The 18,638-nt window shown below is 61.5% G+C and carries 18 protein-coding genes and 1 tRNA gene; 5 read left to right on the top strand and 14 right to left on the bottom strand.

Going from position 1 to position 18,638, the window contains the following annotated elements; genetic code table 11:
* Positions 1–232: 232 nt before the first annotated feature.
* The 5 genes from ACPPVR_RS41420 (at position 233) to ACPPVR_RS41400 (ending at position 2,461) form a co-directional block, all read left to right on the top strand.
* Entirely contained in the window at positions 233–679 is a 447-nt protein-coding gene (locus ACPPVR_RS41420) for a DUF5681 domain-containing protein (protein WP_426612237.1), read from the top strand.
* Positions 676–894, top strand: a complete 219-nt coding sequence (locus ACPPVR_RS41415; protein WP_426612236.1) for a hypothetical protein — start codon at positions 676–678, stop codon at positions 892–894. The genes ACPPVR_RS41420 and ACPPVR_RS41415 overlap by 4 nt, the downstream gene beginning before the upstream one ends.
* The gene (locus ACPPVR_RS41410) at positions 891–1,286 is read left to right on the top strand and encodes a hypothetical protein (protein WP_426612235.1); all 396 of its coding nucleotides are present in this window, start codon (positions 891–893) and stop codon (positions 1,284–1,286) included. Before ACPPVR_RS41415 ends, ACPPVR_RS41410 begins: the two co-directional genes overlap by 4 nt.
* Positions 1,283–1,465, top strand: a complete 183-nt coding sequence (locus ACPPVR_RS41405; protein WP_426612234.1) for a hypothetical protein — start codon at positions 1,283–1,285, stop codon at positions 1,463–1,465. The genes ACPPVR_RS41410 and ACPPVR_RS41405 overlap by 4 nt, the downstream gene beginning before the upstream one ends.
* Before the next feature lie 432 nt (positions 1,466–1,897).
* Complete coding sequence (locus tag ACPPVR_RS41400; RefSeq protein ID WP_426612233.1) at positions 1,898–2,461, top strand: hypothetical protein; 564 nt, start codon at positions 1,898–1,900, stop codon at positions 2,459–2,461.
* Between the two features lie 257 nt (positions 2,462–2,718).
* On the opposite strand, the gene ACPPVR_RS41395 is transcribed toward ACPPVR_RS41400, so the two are convergent.
* The 14 genes from ACPPVR_RS41395 to ACPPVR_RS41330 form a co-directional block, all read right to left on the bottom strand.
* Positions 2,719–3,090 (bottom strand): hypothetical protein, encoded by a 372-nt coding sequence (locus ACPPVR_RS41395; RefSeq protein ID WP_426612232.1) that lies wholly within the window; start codon positions 3,088–3,090, stop codon positions 2,719–2,721.
* A 1,222-nt stretch (positions 3,091–4,312) separates the two neighbouring features.
* Complete coding sequence (locus ACPPVR_RS41390; protein ID WP_426612231.1) at positions 4,313–4,999, bottom strand: hypothetical protein; 687 nt, start codon at positions 4,997–4,999, stop codon at positions 4,313–4,315.
* Positions 4,989–5,456 carry a hypothetical protein gene (locus ACPPVR_RS41385; RefSeq protein WP_426612230.1) on the bottom strand — a complete coding sequence of 156 codons (468 nt, stop codon included), beginning with the start codon at positions 5,454–5,456 and terminating at the stop codon, positions 4,989–4,991. Before ACPPVR_RS41385 ends, ACPPVR_RS41390 begins: the two co-directional genes overlap by 11 nt.
* Before the next feature lie 206 nt (positions 5,457–5,662).
* Positions 5,663–6,349, bottom strand: a complete 687-nt coding sequence (locus ACPPVR_RS41380) for a hypothetical protein (RefSeq protein ID WP_426612229.1) — start codon at positions 6,347–6,349, stop codon at positions 5,663–5,665.
* A 647-nt stretch (positions 6,350–6,996) separates the two neighbouring features.
* The gene (locus tag ACPPVR_RS41375; protein ID WP_426612228.1) at positions 6,997–7,122 is read right to left on the bottom strand and encodes a hypothetical protein; all 126 of its coding nucleotides are present in this window, start codon (positions 7,120–7,122) and stop codon (positions 6,997–6,999) included.
* A gap of 79 nt (positions 7,123–7,201) precedes the next feature.
* Positions 7,202–7,278: transfer RNA gene (locus ACPPVR_RS41370), tRNA-Arg, on the bottom strand.
* A gap of 58 nt (positions 7,279–7,336) precedes the next feature.
* Positions 7,337–8,392, bottom strand: coding sequence for a sensor domain-containing diguanylate cyclase (locus ACPPVR_RS41365; protein ID WP_426612227.1), 1,056 nt, complete (start codon positions 8,390–8,392; stop codon positions 7,337–7,339).
* A gap of 1 nt (position 8,393) precedes the next feature.
* Positions 8,394–11,507 carry a bifunctional diguanylate cyclase/phosphodiesterase gene (locus ACPPVR_RS41360; RefSeq protein WP_426612226.1) on the bottom strand — a complete coding sequence of 1,038 codons (3,114 nt, stop codon included), beginning with the start codon at positions 11,505–11,507 and terminating at the stop codon, positions 8,394–8,396.
* A 174-nt stretch (positions 11,508–11,681) separates the two neighbouring features.
* Positions 11,682–12,767: a branched-chain amino acid ABC transporter permease gene (locus ACPPVR_RS41355; RefSeq protein ID WP_426612225.1), complete on the bottom strand. Its 1,086-nt coding sequence runs from the start codon at positions 12,765–12,767 to the stop codon at positions 11,682–11,684.
* Positions 12,764–13,774: a branched-chain amino acid ABC transporter permease gene (locus tag ACPPVR_RS41350; RefSeq protein WP_426612224.1), complete on the bottom strand. Its 1,011-nt coding sequence runs from the start codon at positions 13,772–13,774 to the stop codon at positions 12,764–12,766. Before ACPPVR_RS41350 ends, ACPPVR_RS41355 begins: the two co-directional genes overlap by 4 nt.
* Positions 13,771–14,493 carry an ABC transporter ATP-binding protein gene (locus ACPPVR_RS41345; RefSeq protein WP_426612223.1) on the bottom strand — a complete coding sequence of 241 codons (723 nt, stop codon included), beginning with the start codon at positions 14,491–14,493 and terminating at the stop codon, positions 13,771–13,773. The genes ACPPVR_RS41350 and ACPPVR_RS41345 overlap by 4 nt, the downstream gene beginning before the upstream one ends.
* Positions 14,490–15,266: an ABC transporter ATP-binding protein gene (locus ACPPVR_RS41340; RefSeq protein ID WP_426612222.1), complete on the bottom strand. Its 777-nt coding sequence runs from the start codon at positions 15,264–15,266 to the stop codon at positions 14,490–14,492. The genes ACPPVR_RS41345 and ACPPVR_RS41340 overlap by 4 nt, the downstream gene beginning before the upstream one ends.
* Before the next feature lie 63 nt (positions 15,267–15,329).
* Positions 15,330–16,514: a substrate-binding domain-containing protein gene (locus ACPPVR_RS41335; RefSeq protein ID WP_426612221.1), complete on the bottom strand. Its 1,185-nt coding sequence runs from the start codon at positions 16,512–16,514 to the stop codon at positions 15,330–15,332.
* A gap of 232 nt (positions 16,515–16,746) precedes the next feature.
* Positions 16,747–18,483, bottom strand: coding sequence for a putative bifunctional diguanylate cyclase/phosphodiesterase (locus tag ACPPVR_RS41330; protein WP_426612220.1), 1,737 nt, complete (start codon positions 18,481–18,483; stop codon positions 16,747–16,749).
* Between the last annotated feature and the right edge of the window lie 155 nt (positions 18,484–18,638).

The raw sequence follows: 18,638 nt of genomic DNA, 5'->3' as shown, positions 1-18,638 counted from the left end.
GTGCCGACGGAGGTACTGCCTCCAGCCCGCTCCCTGGATTGTCGAAGGATGACTATGGCGCGGACGCAGGACTGTTCGATCGCTTCGGTCTTTCCTAGAGGAGCCCGAATGGCCGAGAACCAATCCTCTGTCGAAGCGCTGATCGCTAACAGCGGCAAGACCGATCCCAAAATGGGGGAGGCTTTTGGAAATATCCCGAAGTCCTACTATGATACGTAGGGTCGCTGAATTGATGGCTGATACTGAAAAAACAGCCGGAAAGCAGCGCGGTAAGCCGTTTAAAAAGGGGCAGTCCGGCAATCCCAGTGGTCGGCCTCGCGGCTCCCGCAATGTCACGACCATTGCTCTCGAAAACCTCCTGGATGGGCAGGCTGAGGCATTGACGCAGAAGGCGATCGACCTTGCCCTGACCGGCGACATTCCGGCACTTCGTCTCTGTCTGGATCGAATCCTGCCACCTCGGAAAGATCGGCCTGTCACGTTTGCGCTTCCCGAGATCAACAGCGCCCAGGATGCTGCCAAGACCGTCTCTGCCGTGCTTACCGCGGTGGCGGCAGGCGAGTTGACACCGGCCGATGCAGGGGAAATCTCGAAGCTCATTGAGGCTTATGTGAAGGCTTTCGAAACGGCTGAACTTGCTGAGCGATTGGAACGCCTGGAGAGGATGACGTCGCAATGATGGGACGAAATCTGAAGTCTCGTGTCACCAAGCTGGAAGAGCTGCGGAATGCAGAACCGCGACCTCCCTACGTCTATCATGTGAGTGAGCCCGCCACCGAGGCGGAGCTTGCAGCGATTGAGGCGGCTGGGCATTGCTTCGTGCTTGCGCCTTGGCCATGTGCGACAGTCGAGGAGTGGTTGGCGATCTACACCAGTCCCGAGGTGCTGCAATGATCGGACGCAATCTGGCCTCGCGGATTGTCAAACTGGAGACCAGAAGGGCCCGGCCGGATGAGCTATTGGTGGTGTGGCGACGTCCCGATGGAGACGTAGGCGAGGCATTGAGAGGCGTCACCTTTGCCAAGGGCGATAAGGTGATCTGCGCCGAATGGTTCGAGGACGGAAGCCCGATGCCGGAGCCGCGCCGCTATGGGGATCGAATAAGCAAAGCGATGCCTCCGGACGAACATGAGCAACTCTATCGCACGATCGATCGCATCGCCCAGCGAGCGGAAGGGGAATGCAACAAGGCCGGCTTTGCGTGCTTCCCAGCCTCCAACGAGGAATGCATGAAACGGATGAGCGACACCGATCTGATCCATGTACTGCTCGGGGTGCCGACATGAAGGCCGCCTTCTGCCGCCGTCTGGAACTGTTGGAAGCCCGCCGGGGCAACGCGGCCAGGCGCGTGCACATCATCACCGCGAATAATGCAAACCAGCAGATGGCTATCCTAGTTACTGCCGGCGCGACCGGGGACCGGGATGGGTTTCTGTGCCTGACCGGCAAGCCTTTGGCGCACTGATGGCAGCAATCGAAGCTCGCATCATTCGGCTTGAAGAGGCAGCTCAGCGGAAGCGGCGGGCGGGACTGTCCATCGAGCGCCGGAAGGTCTTGACGGACCGCGCAGTCCTTCATGGTGATACGGAGGCGCTCCTAGAGCTTTCTCAGCATCGTCCAAGCGCGCTTTTGGGAAGCAAAGAACAGCGGTCCGCTTCCGTCGCGGCGGCCTTGAGGGCCGACTTGTGATCTGTCACCGTGCCAAGCGACCATCGATCGCTGGGTGGCGGACGGACTTACGCGTCTCGCCTTCAAAGGTCATGCGGTGCTGTACCGTGAAGCGGTTCAACCCGGAGGGTTATTATTCAGCCGGACAAAGACGGCAAGGGCGTCTTCGTCCAAATCTCGGTCGTTGAAGGGCCGGCCTCAGCAGCCTCAACATCACTAGGGGATCAAAATGCGTGTTTTGATTATTTTGCTACTGGCTACGATGGTTTTTCAGCCGCTCGCAGCTCGCGCTCAAAGTCCTGAGGCTTTGGCTCTATTAAAGGCCCTTACCTCCGACCTCACGGGCGCAAAATGGCGCGCAAATTACGCGAGCAGCCTGCGAACTTTTTGCGCGCACATGGCGGCTAAAGTGCCGCACAACACTCCGACGGAAGATGCGTGGGTGCAAAAGGAAACGCTAGACGGCGTTATTGGGCCGGGCGCATCGCAGGCCCGCATGGACCGGCTAGACAATTCTGAGGAGAATGCTCGATTTATCCTGCAAAGCACTTTTTCCAGTTGTGTGAAGTCAACTGGCGAAATTTTGCAGGCAGTTCCCGGCTCGAAGCAGGAAGCAGCTCATTGGGCCGAATTGGTTTGGCAGTTAGGTTCGGCTGAGCATGTCAGGCGCTCTGCCGCCCGGCTAGGGCTATATACGGTATCGCCGTTCAGCGACCCGGACGGGCTATCCGATTTTCAAACGGTCCAGCAGATCATTCTCAAATACGGACTGATTCCGCTTTTGAAGGAATAAAGCATCACTATGGTCGCGGATATATCGGTCAAGAGAGACCAGCACCTGCGCCTCGATCCCTCAATTCGAAAACCAAACGCGAGACCGAAAATTCGCTTAATTGCGATTTTCGAGATGATTTTTCGACCTATGAAAACAGAGGTATTCTGCATTTTCGGCGCAAAATAATTCGCCCTTTTATGGGGTGCGTGAGTTTGCCCGGATTTTCCGTCTGACTGCACAGCGTGGAAAGGCCCCTTTTAGCAAATCGGGAGCCGTTAGGCCGGCGGCTTGCCCTGGAATTGAATGTTGCACTTCTTCTGAATGCTCGCCTGCTCGATCGCGACCATTTGGCCTTTCATGTTCGCGAGTTCCGCGGCGGTCTGCTTGTCTCCGCCGACAAAAAACGCCGCCGGCCAAAACACGACGATGGCGGCGGCCGTAGCAAGCCCGTCCTTGGTGCGCTGACTGTCTTGCGCACCGGAAAGGGTGGCAGCACGCGCGGAGATGCCTTGAGCCTCCAAAGCCAATTGTTGGCATGTGTAGGACTGGTAGGCTACAGGCGAGACGTACATAGGCGTGATGTCGGACGAAGCGGACGCACAGCCACCCAACGCGGCGCCGAGCGCCACGATTCCCAAAATGCGCATGAATGTGCCCCCCGGCCAATTCCTAAAAAGTCCATCCAAGCTCAACCGGTGCGCGAGATCAATAGGCCGCTCGTCTAAGCGGTAAAAATACGGAGGGTAAGGATCGCGGTGCAACAGGAAGTGGATTGAGCCGGTCGGTCCTTGACCCGCTGCGACTCAGGCCGCGCTTTTCGCACCTGACGTCTTCCACCTAAAACTACTGTGGCTCGCTTGGCTTATCTCGCTCATGGCTTTCAGCTTCGGCGGCCGCGCACGCGTCCATGCCATGGCACCGGCTTAGGAAGTACCGAGCTCCCACGACGATCGAGCAAATCATCATCACGGAAACCAGCAGGAAGATCATCCACCGTCGAAACGACATTCCATGACCTTCTGCGGTGATAGCCTTCTATTCACGCTCAGCGCTTCGTGGGAATAACGGCCTTCAATGCTTCGTCGCCCGCAGCGGTAATGCAATAGGTGCTGCCGTCAGCTTGCTTCTCGATCCAGCCCAATAGTCTGCTTACCAGCTGGATGCAATTGTTCTGCCCGAAGCCCCTTAGTCAGGTTCATTTTTTGTAAGGCGGTGCGCTCTGGCTATCGGGACTGGACGCATACGGTGATGGCATGAGCGAGGTGAAGAACGAGACGCTAGCCCTTAAATAATTACGCCGCCGGGCTCAAATACATTGTCCCGACGGCGGTGTTCATTCCAGCCCCGAGATGGAACTAACAAAAATCCCGGATACACGTTTGTGTAGACCGAACGATGCGGGGTTCAAATGGGATTGGTTGATTAACCTTACAAGGCCGCCGGTTCACGCGACTGTTAGGTTCCCTTGATTGAGGGAAAGGCCCGCCGGGGCTGGCTGGCGGGCCTTCGCCCCAAGTACAAGGCCGCGTCGGTCCCCCCAGCGGCCCAGTCCCAAGGACAGACTGGGCTCGATTATCCATCACGTCTATATGCGCCGGCAGTTCTTGCGGCTTATGTCGAATGGGTTAACACGAGCGGAAGAAGCAATGCAGTGATGTACTCGCGGGACCAGGTCATCCGCACTTGTGGTTCTGGGTGTGTAGCTGGTCCGGTCCCCGGTTAGTTGCTCGACATAGTCATCGATCGCGCTCCGCAGCTTCCCGGCGTCGGCGCCGTGGGCGCGGCGCTTGAAGATCAGGTAGTTACGCAACCGGTCGAGCTCCGCCAAGTCAGCATATGCTTGGCTCGTGAAGTGGGTAATCTCTCAAATTAGCGCTCTCTCAACTGGAAGTCCCGAAACGTCTTCTCGAAGGAGGCACGAAGGCGCTGTGGTCTGCCCTTCGGATCGTCGGGCGTGACCCCAGTCTCCCAATCCTTCTGGTGATGCGCAAAAAGCCGTTGAACGCTGTTCGATTCGCTAACCGCTACAAAATAGCAGGAGCGATAGGTGTGTTTAACCTCAGAGACGAGGCCCAAATAGGAGCGCGCGAGCCCAACGCCCATGCTGCTCTGAACGTAGAACTTGCATTCGGCTGACAGAAGCAACTGAGTGCTTTTGGGGTGGACCTCTTCAGCTCTACAGGTAGCAGCGGCATCGGCGTATAACACCGCGACGTCGCATTCGTGGATGACCTTGGACTTCCCTGAAACAAAGATTCCGATATGAGCTTCCAAGGCCGGGCAACCAGGAAATGCTATATGGGCGTGAGTGTAAGGTTGAATCGTTGAGAAGATCCGGCCTGGAGATGTCCGAAAGACGAAATTTGAAGTCACCAGCGAGCCGCTTACATCGTAGAAAGCGACGGTTGCTCCTTCCGCTCGCGCCGCTTCGATGATCAATGACCAAATATATAGCTCGTATAAGTCTGCCCCTTTCGACGGCGAAGTTAGCAGAGGAGAGACCGCGTCCTTTATGGACTGCTCGATGGATGCGATGAGGTTCGGATCAAGCGTCATGGTCGACCTCGTGCATCAACGCCTGAAGGCGTTCATCCAGCACGATGGCGGCCGCTGAAATGCGTGGCCTTTGAGCGGCAAGTAAACTGGTCGAACTGGTATCTGCATCAGACGCGAATGAAAACGTGGCTATGTTGGTCGCGCCCAACGTGTCGGAAACCGCTGGAAGTATCTTGCCGGACGAGACGAGTATTGCTCGAAGAGCCGTGATAGAGACGCTAAGCTTCTCTTTCGATGTTAAAGGCCGGACATGAGTAAACTCAGTTTTTCGTTTCTTTGGCTTGGCGACCGGACCGTCGAGTGCCAACTCTGCATACTCTTGGACGGACAAAATCTTCGTGCTCGCTCGGCCTTCTGCGGCCTCGCCGGCAATCTGGTCTGCCAGCCACGCTAGGCCATTCTCCCTCAGCGTAGAATTGATCCTGGAAAAAGCCTCCTCGGCCTCGTCTTCTGTCATATGCCCCTCCCCAGTCGCGTTCAGTCAAAGTTTTCCGTGCTGCTCAACGCCGCCCTGTCCGACCCGGCGCTCGGTGATGAGGTTGGCGCGCAGCGCCCGGCCGTCGTGGTCATCAACGGCGCGGTCACCCCCGATCAATTAGCAAAACTGACCCGATTTGCATTTGAACGACAGCACCACACGCACGCTGGTTGCCCTTCAGTGACCTATGTCAGATCTTTCAGGCCGAACGTCATCGGAATGTGCTTCCAATTTTCGTATAGTTCCTGTGGCAACCTGTAGGGCCTGCATTCGATGACGGCGCGCTTGGCGCTGTCGGCAACATACTGTGCGACATGCTGTGACGGTCCTCGTATAGCAACGACCGCAGGCTCAGATGCGAGGGAGCCGTCGATAGCCAACTCGATGTCGATGTCGACCTCATACTGATCGGCGTCGCGCCCTCGATAGATGAAATGGAAGCACTGCTTGACGGCACGCTGGAAGTCGCCTGGCCACGCCTTCTCCCTGCGAGCCAGTTCAGCCGACCTCGCCGTCTGTTCTGACGCCTGTCTTGCCGCCTTATCAGCTGCTACCGCTGCCTTTGCTGCGTTGCTATCGGGGTCGGCGAGACTGCCAGGGGTCACTGGAAGCGCGTATCTGATGCCGTAGGCGTCTACCCTGATACGAGCGCGACTGCCGGTCTCCAGATAAGCAAAGTAGTAGGGGTATTGTCCGAAATAGTTGGCGAGGCTGAGGACGACACCGCACCCATCGATCGTGATGGGAGCAAGGGTGCAGTATGGTGGCCAGTACTCGATCTTCGGATCTGACCCTTTGTGGTTGTTTGCAAACCAGACGATATGAGCGGACAGTCCTAGCACACAGAGAAAAAGCAGGCCTAAAAACCTCATTGCCCATCCACCCTGAAAATTGCAATCAAGTAAGCCATCACATTGGATTGTGCGCAGACTGGCTGTCAATAATCAGTGCGAAGTGCTCGCCGCGTTTGCATTTTCTGCGAGGATGTCTAACAGGCTTGCCCTTCCGGGACCGTTGCATTCTCAAATCACGCCGCGCCGGTCAGTACCGGGTCGGGATGTGGCTGCCAGCCAAGCTCCTCATCGCAGGCTTCATGATCTACCTGGCCTTCGCCGCCATGGCCTCTTCCAGGCCGGCACCAAGCAGCCAGAGGATCCTGCGATCACCGCGGCTCGCAAGGCGTGGATGAGGTGCTACCTCGCCCACGGCAACGATGGCCGCAACTGCCTGCCCGCGCCGCCGCTCCCTAAGTAGACTCAGCGCGATGCGCTCGCCTGCCATACCCAATCTCTGCAGCCATGACCTCCCGATCAGGGTGGGTCTTTTTTGAAGCCACCCAGGGCTTAGGCGTAGAAAGTATGTGGTGTCTGGCCAACCTAGCCCCCAGTCAAAAAAATTTGCATCCATGTCGAAGGTGCCGCGTAGTTCTTCGGGCAGAGCTTCGCGGGCCTCTTGCTTCTTCAGCCTCTTCGGTGGACTCACGTTGGCGCTCCGGTTGGGCGATATATCGCTCGATCGGTCAGCCCGCAAAATAGCCCTTTTGCAGATTCGAGAAAGAAGCCGGTTCGCCGAAAGTGGCCATATTGACCAAAAAAATCGACCCAACGCTCAGCGGCACGTCCATGCTGCCGAGCAGCAGCCGCAAATGCGGTGATGTCGCTTACCTAGTGCTTACCCGGGAGATTCTTCAGACAGAGGGGATTGTAGGAAACGCCTTATTCTACTGGCGCACCCGACACGATTCGAACGTGTGACCTTTGCCTTCGGAGGGCAACGCTCTATCCAGCTGAGCTACGGGTGCAGTGGGGCCTCATTTAGCCGATTGGCGAGGGGCGGGCAACCGCTTCTGGCCGCGCCGATCAGGCTGATTTGCGGGACGGCGAGCCAGGAACCTGACCGCTAACCGTCACGCTGTCCCGGCCAAGGCCTGCAAATTCGGCCAAAACGCCATCGGCGCAGATGACGCGGTTGCGGCCGAGCCGCTTTGCGGCATAAAGCGCCTGGTCGGCCGCACCTAACAGCCGGTCGGGGCCGCCGTCGGTCTCGCCGGGGATGTCGCTTGCAACGCCGACGCTGAGGGTGACGTGGTCGCCTGCGCCGTCGGCGCCATGGACGATCCGCAAGGCCATGACCGCGCCGCGGATCTCCTCCGCGATGGTGCAGGCGCCATCGCTACTCGTATCGGGCAGGATCAGCGCGAATTCCTCGCCGCCATAGCGGCTGGCGAGGTCGAGCGGGCGCACCGCATGCCGGCTGACGACCGCCGCGACCGCGCGCAGGCATTCGTCGCCGCTCTGGTGGCCGTGCTGGTCGTTGAACAGCTTGAAATGATCGACGTCGACGAACAGCAGCGCCATTGGCTTTTGCGTTCGCTGGGCGCGCGCCCATTCGGTCAGCAACATCTGGTCGAAGGAACGGCGGTTGGAGAGCCCGGTCAGCCCGTCCTTGGTGGCGAGCTCCTTCAGCGCCATCTCGGCGCGCTTCTGGTCGGTGAGGTCGCGCAGCGTCTCGACCACCGCGATCAGATTGCCGGCCTCGTCGTGGATGGGACCGGCGTCGATCGCGAGATAGAGCTGGCTGCCGAGCTTCGGCATCACGCACCAGTTCTCCGCGCTGAAGCCGAGGCCATTGTGGCCGCGTGCGGCATATTCCGAATAGAATTCCGGCAGCTGCTCGGGGCGGTCGAGCGCGACCAGATCGGCGAGGCAAGGGCGCTTGGTCTCGTAGAAGGCCTGCCAGTGCTTGTTGGTGCCGATCACCTCGGACGCGGCGACGCCGGTCAGCCGCTCGCAAGCCCTGTTCCAGATCACGACACGGCGCTTCGGGTCGATCACGAAGGTCGGGACCACCAAATGCTGCATCAGCCGCACCGCGTAGGAATGCGCCACGTCGATGGTTTTGGAGGATTTTGCCATCTCAGGCCACCGCGGCCACAGGCATGGCGGCACTGGTGCCGAACAGCTTGCGCACCTCGGCCGCCGGCTTCGGCCTGCTGAACAGATAGCCCTGCATCTCCGTGCAGCCGAGCGCGCGCAGCATCTCGCGCTGGGCCTCGGTCTCGACGCCTTCGGCGACCGTGGTCATGTTGCTGGCGGCGGCGATGTTCACCACCGCCTGCACGATCACGGGCGAGCCGCCGGAATCGGCGATGTCGGCGACGAAGCAGCGGTCGATCTTGATCTTGTCGAACGGGAAGCGCTTCAGATAGCTCAGCGACGAATAGCCGGTGCCGAAATCGTCGAGCGCGATGCGCACGCCGATCGAGCGGAGCTGGTGCAGGATCGAAAGCGCCGCCTCGTCGTCGCGGATCAGCACGGCCTCGGTGATCTCGAGCTCGAGCCGCCGCGGCTCGAGTCCGGAGGCGGCGAGGGCGCCGGCGATCTTCAGCGCGAGGGTGTCGCATTTGAGCTGAACCGGCGAGACGTTGACCGCGAGCCGCACATGGGAAGGCCAGGTCGCGGCCTCGTTGCAGGCCGTGCGCAGCACCCAGTCGCCGAGCTCGTTGATCAGGCCGGTATCCTCGGCGATCGGAATGAATTCGGCCGGCGATATCATGCCGCGCTCGGGATGGCGCCAGCGCAGCAGCGCCTCGCAGCCGGAGACCGCGCCCGAGTGCAGATTGACCAGCGGCTGGTAGTGGATCTCGAAGGCGCCGTCGACCAGGGCCTGGCGCAGATCCTGCTCCATGGTGAGGCGGGCCTTGGCGCTCGCATCCATCTCCGGCACGAAGAAGCGGTAGGTGCGCCGCCCTTCCGCCTTGGCGCCGTACATCGCGAGGTCGGCGTTCTTGATGAGCTGGTCGAGATCGGTGCCGTCCTGCGGCGCCAGCGCAATGCCGATGCTGGCGTCGGTGGCGAGCTGATGGCCGAGGCAGTGATAGGGGCGGCGGATCGCTTCATGGATCCGCGTCACGAAGGACAGCACGTCTGCGGATGATTCGATCTTGGTCTGGATCACGGCGAATTCGTCGCCGCCGAGCCGCGCGATCAGATCGCCCGGCTTGAGGCAGGCCCGGATGCGGCCAGCAATCGCCTTCAACAGCTCGTCGCCGACATGGTGGCCGAGCGAATCGTTGATGCCCTTGAACTCGTCGACGTCGATATAGAGCAGCGCGAACTGATCGCCGCCGGCGACCTTCCTCAGTTCCCGTTCGATCTGATCGCGGAACAGTGTGCGGTTCGGCAGGTCGGTCAGCGCGTCGAAATGCGCCATATGCGCGATCTTGTCGTGGGCGCTCCGCCGTTCGGTGACATCCTCGACGACATTGATGAGGTAGCGCGGCTCGCCGGACTTGTCGCGGATGCCGATCCGGGTCGAGGTGATGTAACGCAGCCCCCGGGTCTGGCTCGGCCAGGGATGTTCGTCCTTGCACAATCCCGTGGCCGCCTGCAACGCCCTGCTGTCCTCCTCGGTGACGACCCTGGCAGTGTCATCCGGGTATATGTCGAAGGGGGTCTTGCCAACGATGGCTTCGCGCGATTGGCCGAATTGCTCCGCGGCGGTGCTGTTGACCAGCAGATATTGCCGGGTTTGGGCGTCCTTCACCGTGATCTGCGACGGGATGTGGTCGATGATCTCGCGAAGAAATGTGTAGTTGCGGTCGCGCTCCTGCTCCAGATCGCGCCGCTCGGTGATCTCCTCGATCGTGGCGACCCATCCGCCCTGTGCGAGCGGGGTGTTGATGACCTGGAAGGCGCGGCCGTTCGGCAGCTCGTGGGTCCGTGTCGAGACCCTGCCTTCGGCGACGACCCTCATGACTTCGGCGCAAAATGTCTCGACGTCGCCACTGAACGCCCCGCGTTCCTTGCGGTGATGCATCGCCTCATGAATATGGCAGCCGGGCTTGATGACGTCCGTGGACAGGCCGAACATGTCGGCATAACGGCGGTTGCAGGTGACGATGTATCCGGCGGCGTCGTACAGGATCAGCCCTTGCGACATGTTGTTCAAGGCGGTGTCGAGCCGTCGCCGTTCCGATTCAATCCGCTGCTGGGCCTCGCGGTTCTGCCGGTTGATCTGGCGGATGATCAGGAACAGGATCAACGCGATGATGATTGCCGCCAGCGTGGCCGAGGTGATCATGAACCGGGTTTGCTCGCGCCAATCCGCAAGGGCCGATTCCACCGTATTGGTTGCGATGACGATGATCGGGAAACGCCGAAGTGGCGCGCCTGCGCCCAGGCGCCCCTGGCCATCGATCGGGCTGTGCTCGATCCGCAGCGTCTGCCGCTCACCCTCGGCCACGATCTTTTGCAGCAATGGCCCATTGGCATAGCTCGTGCCGATCAGTTCCTCGACGTGAGGGTGCCGCGCCAGCATCGTCCCGCGGCGGTCGAACAGCGAGATAGCGGCGCCGCTTCCGAGTGCCAGCGAGGAGAAATATTTCTGATAGCTCCCAGGATCGATCCGCCGCACCATAATGCCGAGGAGTTCGCCTGCCGGGCTCGTCAGCCGGCGCGCCACTACCGTGGTCCACTTGCCGATGAGAAAGCTCCGCACCGTCTCCAGCAGCACCGGGTCGGATTGGGGGTTGGATTTGAAGGTCTGGAAGTAGGCTCGCGACGAGACGTTGATGTTCGGCAGCGGCTCGTTTCGCGACCAGTTGATGATGTCCCCGTTGACGTCGTAGATCACGATGTCGCCGAGATAGTTCACGGCGCTGATCCTGTTCGCGAGCATGCGGTGCGCGTCGTCGCCCGACATGCGCTCGCGGAACATCTCGGGCGAGCCGATGTCCGGCAGGTTCATCTGCGTGATCAGATCGGCGGCGACGGCTTCGGAATCCTCGAACTGCTGATCGAAGTGGCGGGTCAACAGCAGGACCGTGTTTTCCAGCTCGCGTTCGTTGTTGATGAGCGCGCGCTCGCGGAAGTCGCCGATCACCATGGTGGTGGCGGCGAAGATGCCGGCGACCAGCAATGCGCCCGATAGTGTCAGCCACAGCACGGGGCCGCGCCGCATGGCAGCGTCCCAGCCGCCCTTCGCGGCTAGCGACAATGTGGCTGCCATCCCTGAAACGACGTCGCGCATTTCCTCCCCCTGGAGGGACAGGGATACACCGCACAAATGGCGTAAAGCTTAGGAAAGCCAGTTACCTAACGATTAATCCGGTTGCGGAGTTGCCTCGGCGTCGCGCGCAGCGTGAATCGCTTCGCGGTTGCACAGAGTGGACAACAACCGCTGCGCTGCATCATGAATCGCTGCTTAATGCGAGGCGCCCGCGCTCTTGTCGTTGCCGCCATTGCGCAGCCGTCCGACCACGCCGGTCGGGAAGAAATAGACGCTGGCAATGAACAGCAATCCGAGCCAGAGCAACCAGCGGTCCGGATGCAGCAATCCAGGCAGCAGCGGCAGACCCGCTTCCGACGCCGCCTTTGAGGCGACGCCCATCAGCGATTGCAGATAGTTCTGGGCGAGGATGAAGATGGTGGCGCCGATGATGGCGCCGTAGATCGTGCCCATGCCGCCGATCACCACCATCAGCAGAATGTCCAGCATGATCGAGAAGCTGAGCGAGGTGTCGGGGCCGGCATAACGCAGCCACAGCGCGTTCAAAATGCCGGCGCTGGCGGCGACCAGCGCGGCGAGGCAGTTGGCATAGGTGAGATGGAAGACGGTGCGGAAGCCGAGCGCCTCGGCGCGGAAACGGTTCTCGCGGATCGCCTGGAGCACGCGACCGAACGGCGAGTTCACGACGCGCAGCAAGGCGAGGATCATCAGGGCCGAGACGGCGAACACCAGATAGAAAGTCAGGATCCGGCCGTTGATCTCGAATCCCATCAGGTTCTTGGAGACCAGCACCGTGCCGGGGCGCAGCAGCTCCGGCAGCTGAAAGCTGCGCCCGTCCTCGCCCCCGGTCAGCCAGGACAGCTGCGAGGCGAGCACCTGGAAGGCTGAGGCGACCGCGAGCGTGATCATGGCGAAGAAGATCGCAGCGACCCGCAATGAGAACAGGCCGATGGCGAGTGCCAGCAGCGCTGCGAGCGGCAAGCCGACGATGATGCCGGTTGCCACCGCGGCCCAATTCGGACCCATCCCGTACAGTGCGATCGCGACCGCGTAGCTGCCGATGCCGTAGAACATGGTGTGGGCGAACGACACCGAGCCGGTATAGCCGAGCAGCAGGTCGTAGGAGGCGACCAGCGCGGCGAAGACGCAGATCTTGGCTGCGACGTTCAGCGCCTTGGCGCCCGGGAACAGGAACGGCGTAGCCGCCAGCGCCAGGATGATGACGACGAGAACGAGCGTCAGGATTCGGCTGCGCGGCGGATCGCCTGACAGGATCATCATCGGCTGGTCACCGCATAGAGGCCGCGCGGCCGCCACATCAGAATGGCGACCATCAGCAGGATGTTGGACACGAGCGCGAGTTTTGGCACCAGGAAGCCGCCGTAATTTGCGACCATCGCCACCAGGATCGCACCGATGAAGCAGCCGCCGATCGAGCCGAGGCCGCCGATGATGACGACCACGAAGATCAGCACCGTGAGCTCGTCGCTCATGGAGGCGTGGACCTGCTCGCGATAGAGCGCCCACATCACGCCGCCAAGGCCGGCGAGCGCCGATCCCGTCATGAACACGCCGAGGAACAGCCGGCGGATGCGATAGCCGAGCGCCTCGACCATCTCGCGGTTCTCGACGCCTGCGCGGATCAGAAGCCCGAGCTTGGTGCGGTTGAGGACGAGCTGGATCGCGATGAAGACGGCAAGCCCGATCAGCATCGCCAGCACGCGGTATTTGGCAATCGCGACGTCGCCGAAGATGAAGGAGCCGCGCAGCGACGTCGGCAATGGCATCGGAATGATCTGCGGTCCCCACAGCGCATAGAGCGTCTGCTCGGCGACGATCAGGCCACCCGTCGTCATCAGGATCTGCTTCAGGTGCTGGCCGTAAACGGGGAGGATCAGCACGCGTTCGACGACCAGACCGAGTGCGCCGGACACGGCCATCGAGAGCAGCGCCGCCGGCGCCAGCACCGCGAGATTGATCCAAAGCGAGTCGGCCTGCACCGAGGCCGCGAACGGCGCGAACACCAGCGTTGCGACATAGGCGCCGACCGCGATGAAGGCGCCGTGGCCGAAATTGAGCACGTCCATCAGGCCGAACACCAGCGTCAGGCCGGAGGCCATGATGAAGATCATCATGCCCATGGCAAGGCTCGCGGCGGTCAATGTCAGCCAGGTGCTGGGCGAGCCGATCAGCGGGATGGTCACGAGGGCGAGCGCGATCGGCACCAGGATCGGCGCGATGTCGCGCTTCGGCTTCGGCAGCGGATCGTTTGCGGCAAGTTCAGTCACTGATGCGCCTCCAGGCTCAGGCCCAGCAGCCGCTCCTGCAGCGGCACGTCGGAGGCCAAGGCCGCCATCTCGCCGCGATGGACGATGGTGCCGTTGTCCATCACCAGCACGGCGTCGCCGAGTTCGCGGGCGGCAAAGAAATTCTGCTCGACCAGCAGGATCGTCGCGCCCTTGCGCTTGATCTCCTTCAGGCACTCGATCAGCGCCATCACGATCGCAGGCGCCAGCCCCTTGGTCGGCTCGTCGATCAGCAAGAGCCTGCGCGGCTCGATGATGGCGCGCGCGATCGACAGCATCTGCTTCTGTCCTCCGGAGAGGCTGCCCGCGCGCGACAGCCAGAACCGGCGCAGCGCCGGGAAGAAGCCAAAGATCCACTCGAGTTGGGTGTCGTCGAGCGGCCCGTCGCGGGCCGCCAGCACCAGGTTTTCCTTCACCGTGAGATCGGAAAACACTGCCATGCTTTCGGGCACATAGCCGACGCCGAGACGCGCGATATCGGGCGTGGCACGGCTCTCGATGCGTTCGCCGGCGAGGCTGATCTCGCCGCTTGAGGCCTGCCAGAGGCCCATGATGGTGCGCAATGTCGTGGTCTTGCCGGCGCCGTTGCGGCCGAGCAGCATCGTGGTCTGCCCCTGCGCAACCGCGAGGTCGATGCCCTGGAGGATGTGGTAGCGGCCGATATGGGTGTGCACGCCAGAAAGCTTGAGAAGGTCGCTCATGCGGCACTCCCTGCAGCTTTCTTGGGGGCGACGCCGAGATAGGCTTCCTGCACGATCGGCGAAGCAATCACCTCGGCCGGCGGGCCGTCGGCGACGAGTTGCCCGTTATGCAGCACGATGATGCGATCGGCGAGCGAGCGCACCACGTCCATCTTGTGCTCGACCAGCAGGATGATCTTGCTCCTGTCCTGCTTGAGCTGCGCGATCAGGTTGAGGACGACCGGTACCTCGTCGATGCTCATGCCGGCGGTCGGCTCGTCGAACATGAAGACCTTCGGCTCCAGCGCGATCATGAGGGCAACCTCGAGCTTTCGCTGGTCGCCATGCGACAGCGCCGTCGCGGCCACACCGCGGCGGTTGCCGAGCGCGACCTGGTCAAGAATGGCATCGGCACGCGCGATCAAATCGCGGCGGACCATCCAGGGCCGCAACATGTCGTAATGGATGCCATCAGCCGCCTGCACGGCGAGACGAACATTCTCCTCCACCGTCAGATTCGGAAAGAGGTTTGTCAGTTGGAAGGCGCGCCCCAGGCCTGCCCGGGTCCGCAGCGGTGCGGAGTGCTGGGTGATGTCGGTGCCATCGAACAGGATGCTGCCGCTCGATGCGCGCAGCTGGCCCGAGATCAGGTTGAAATAGGTGGTCTTGCCGGCGCCGTTCGGGCCGACGATGGCGGTGAGCTCGCCGGGGCGAAAGCTGCAGGTGACGTTGTTGACTGCGACATGGCCGCCGAAGCGGATGGTGAGGTCGCGGGTCTCTAACGTCAGGGCCATCGGGATAACTCTGGATTTGGGAAGGATCCTCTCCCCGCACGCGTGGGGAGAGGAAATTTGAACTCAGCGCTTGTTGCGGATCGGAACGTCCATATCCTCGATCTTCAGCTCGCGCACCGGCTCGAGCACGGCCCAGGCGACGTTCGGATCGACCTTGACCTTGAAGTGATACATGCTCTGGAGCGCCTGATGGTCTTCCTTGCGGAACACCATCTTGCCCTTCGGCGTGTCGAACTCCAGGCCTTCCATCGCCGTGATGAGCTTCTCGGTATCGGTCGACTTCGCCTTGGTGACGGCGGCGACAACGGACATCGCGGCGGCAAAGCCACCGGCAGTGAAGAAGTCCGGCGGCGCGTTGAAGCGCTTCTGGTGCTCGGCGACGAACCAGTCGTTCACCGGGTTCTTCGGGATGTCATAGTAGTAATAGGTCGCGCCTTCCATGCCCGGCAGGCCCTTGTAGGCGGCGAGTGCCGGCAGGATGTTGCCGCCGGTGGAGAGCTCGATGCCGTAGCGCTTCGGGTCCATGTCCTGAAGCTTGGCCAGCGGATTGCCGGCACCGGCCCAGATCACCCAGATCACCTTGCGGCCCGGCTTATCTTTCAGCGCATCAAACAGGCGCTGGCCGACCGCGGTGAAGTCGGTGGTCGAGGTCGGAGCATATTCTTCCGCGGCGAGCGTCGCGCCGGTCTTGGCGAGCGCCTCCTTGAAGGCGGCGACGCCGTCGCGGCCGAAGGCGTAGTCCTGCGCCAGCGTCGCCACGGTGACGCCCTGCTTGCCGATCGCAACCGCGTTCGAGATCGCGTCCTGCGACGAATTGCGCCCGGTGCGGAAGATGTAGCGATTCCATTTCTCGCCGGTAATCTGGTCCGCGACCGCCGGCTCGACGATCAAGATCTTCTTGTTCTCCTCGGCGACGGGGAGAATGGCGAGTGCCGCGGCCGACGAGGTCGTGCCGATCGCGATGTCGGCCTTGTCGTCCTGATAGGCCTCGGCGAGTGCGGCCTTGGAGAGGTCCGGCTTGCCCTGGTCGTCCTTGGTGATGACGACGATCTTGCGGCCGTCGAGCGTCATTGTGCCCTTGGTGGCATATTCAAAACCCATCTGCAGGCCGGTCTCGGTCTGCTTGGCATAGGCTTCCAGCGGACCGGTCTTGCCGTAGATCAGCGCGACCTTGAGATCGTCTGCGCGCGCGGAGGTGACCGCGGCGAGGGCGACAATGGTTGTTGTTATGATGAATGATAGACGCACGATGGTCCCTCCTTATCGAAATGCCTTGGCGATAGCGATTTGCACAACGGTGCGAACATTGCAATTCCACCTTACGGTGGCCTTGCGTGGGGGACGCAGATGACAATGGCTTGACGCGATCGCAACGGATCGCGGCTGCCGCAAAAATCGGCAGGCGCGAGACGCGCTGGCCTGAACCGTCACCCCTGGATCGGGTTGCTCGGGTCACACAAGGTCAGGCTGCGGGAGGCCATCAGCGCCGATACCCGTTCGCGCGCGAATAGCCCTGGCGGTTCTGCTGCATCGGGCGGTTGGCGACGTTGGCCCGTGCCTCGCTGGAAGCCGGCGTGGCGAGCTTCAACTCCTCCAGGAAGATCGGGCGCGCGAAATAATAGCCCTGGGCGTAGCGGATCTTGGTCGCGGCCTGGAGGTAGGCGAGCTCCTCGTAGGATTCGAGGCCCTCGGCGATCACGGTCATGCCGAGCGCTTCGCTCAAGGACTCGATCGCGCGCAAGATGCCCTGGCTGCGCGGGCGCTTATGGATGTCGGTGATGAAGGATCGGTCGATCTTGATCTCGTCGGCGGTGATGTCGGCGAGCGCCGAGAGCGACGAAAAGCCGGTGCCGAAATCGTCGATGGAGATGCCGACGCCGAGCTTGCGGAACATCGGCAGGATTTCCGACTGGAAGTGGTTCGTGGCGACGAACGCGTCCTCCGTCACCTCGATCATGAAGCGCTTGGGAAAGCCGGTCTCTTCCAGCGCCTTGGCAAAATTCCGCATGAATTCGAGGTTGCCGGCCTGCTTGGCCGCGACGTTGATGCTGATGGTCGCTTCCGCGCCGAACGTGTCGTTGATCAGGTCGATCGATTTGACGATCTCGGCGAGCACGAGATGGGTGAGCTCGTCGATCAGGCCGAGCTCGACGGCGAGGTTGATGAACGAGCCCGGCGCCTGGATCACGCCTTCGTCGTCGCGCAGCCGCACCAGCGCCTCGATGCCCGTTACCGCCTGCGTGCGGATGTCGACCTTGGACTGGAACGCGCAGCAAAAGCGTTTGTCGAGGATGGCGAGCCGCAACGACTGCTCGATCTTCATGCGCGCGAGCGCTTCGCGCTCCATGCCGGCATCGAAGAACGCCGCGGATCCCTTGCCGCTGTTCTTGATGCGGTACATCGCGATGTCGGCATTCTGGCGCAGAATCTCGAAGCTGCGGCCGTGATCCGGATAGAGGCTGACGCCGACCGAGGTGGAGGCAAAAATCTCCGAACTGTCGATGAAGAACGGCGCGGTCAGCCGCGCCAGGATCGATTGCATGAATTCGGCGACTTCCTGCTGGCTCTGGATCGGCGAGAGCAGCAGCAGGAACTCGTCGCCGGAGATGCGCGACAGCATGTCGGAATCGCGCAAATCGCGGCCGAGCCGCTTCGACAGCTCGACCAGCAGCGCATCGCCGACCGTGTGGCCGTAATAGTCGTTGATGTGCTTGAAATTGTCGATGTCGAGAAAGGCGAGCGCGAAACGCTCGCCGGCGCGATCGCGCGCCAGCAAATTGTTGACGCGATGTTCAATCACGCGCCGCGAGGGCAGTTCGGTCAGCTCGTCGAAATAGGCCGAGCGGAACAGCCGGTCCTCGAAATTCTTCTGCTCGGTGATGTCTGCGGAGGTCGAGATCAAGAGGTCGCGGCCGGCGAAGCGGACCGGGCGATGGGTGGTGAGCAGCACCTGGCGCGCGGAGCCGTCGTGGAGCGCTTCCTCGGTGACGACGGCCTGGCCGGCCGTGAGCGCCCGCTGGCAGGCGTCCCGTCGCTGCGCGAGATCGGGTGACGGTCGGCGGCCGTCCATGCCGAGCTGGGTCGCTGCGACATCGTTAACCAGAAGGAGCTTGCCTTGCGCGTCCTGCACGGTCAGGCCGGCCGGCAGCAATTTAACGATTTCCTTGAGAAATCCGAGCTCGGTCTCGCTCGCGCCGGAATGTTTACTGTCGTTCATAGAAGTCATGAATCTTGTTGTTTCAGCGCGCCTTGCAATGAGCGCGATCTTGCGCGGTTCCCTCTTAGGTTTGGTTAAGGGGTTCGCAGAAATACGGGTGTGTTCCGGCGGAAATTTGCGGCGTTGCGACGCGCGCTGGCGATCGTCATTAACAG

The organism is Bradyrhizobium sp. McL0616 (assembly GCF_049993385.1).
GTDB lineage: Bacteria > Pseudomonadota > Alphaproteobacteria > Rhizobiales > Xanthobacteraceae > Bradyrhizobium.
Note: the sequence above shows the minus strand (reverse complement) of the source record. Positions and strands in the feature narration are given on the sequence as shown.

Bases quoted from the DNA above. Each gene is read 5' to 3' on its own strand.
- ACPPVR_RS41420 (WP_426612237.1), top strand. From the start codon at position 233: ATGGCTGATACTGAAAAAACAGCCGGAAAGCAGCGCGGTAAGCCGTTT.
- ACPPVR_RS41415 (WP_426612236.1), top strand. From the start codon at position 676: ATGATGGGACGAAATCTGAAGTCTCGTGTCACCAAGCTGGAAGAGCTG.
- ACPPVR_RS41410 (WP_426612235.1), top strand. From the start codon at position 891: ATGATCGGACGCAATCTGGCCTCGCGGATTGTCAAACTGGAGACCAGA.
- ACPPVR_RS41405 (WP_426612234.1), top strand. From the start codon at position 1,283: ATGAAGGCCGCCTTCTGCCGCCGTCTGGAACTGTTGGAAGCCCGCCGG.
- ACPPVR_RS41400 (WP_426612233.1), top strand. From the start codon at position 1,898: ATGCGTGTTTTGATTATTTTGCTACTGGCTACGATGGTTTTTCAGCCG.
- ACPPVR_RS41395 (WP_426612232.1), bottom strand. From the start codon at position 3,090: ATGCGCATTTTGGGAATCGTGGCGCTCGGCGCCGCGTTGGGTGGCTGT.
- ACPPVR_RS41390 (WP_426612231.1), bottom strand. From the start codon at position 4,999: ATGACGCTTGATCCGAACCTCATCGCATCCATCGAGCAGTCCATAAAG.
- ACPPVR_RS41385 (WP_426612230.1), bottom strand. From the start codon at position 5,456: ATGACAGAAGACGAGGCCGAGGAGGCTTTTTCCAGGATCAATTCTACG.
- ACPPVR_RS41380 (WP_426612229.1), bottom strand. From the start codon at position 6,349: ATGAGGTTTTTAGGCCTGCTTTTTCTCTGTGTGCTAGGACTGTCCGCT.
- ACPPVR_RS41365 (WP_426612227.1), bottom strand. From the start codon at position 8,392: ATGGCAAAATCCTCCAAAACCATCGACGTGGCGCATTCCTACGCGGTG.
- ACPPVR_RS41360 (WP_426612226.1), bottom strand. From the start codon at position 11,507: ATGCGCGACGTCGTTTCAGGGATGGCAGCCACATTGTCGCTAGCCGCG.
- ACPPVR_RS41355 (WP_426612225.1), bottom strand. From the start codon at position 12,767: ATGATGATCCTGTCAGGCGATCCGCCGCGCAGCCGAATCCTGACGCTC.
- ACPPVR_RS41345 (WP_426612223.1), bottom strand. From the start codon at position 14,493: ATGAGCGACCTTCTCAAGCTTTCTGGCGTGCACACCCATATCGGCCGC.
- ACPPVR_RS41340 (WP_426612222.1), bottom strand. From the start codon at position 15,266: ATGGCCCTGACGTTAGAGACCCGCGACCTCACCATCCGCTTCGGCGGC.
- ACPPVR_RS41330 (WP_426612220.1), bottom strand. From the start codon at position 18,483: ATGAACGACAGTAAACATTCCGGCGCGAGCGAGACCGAGCTCGGATTT.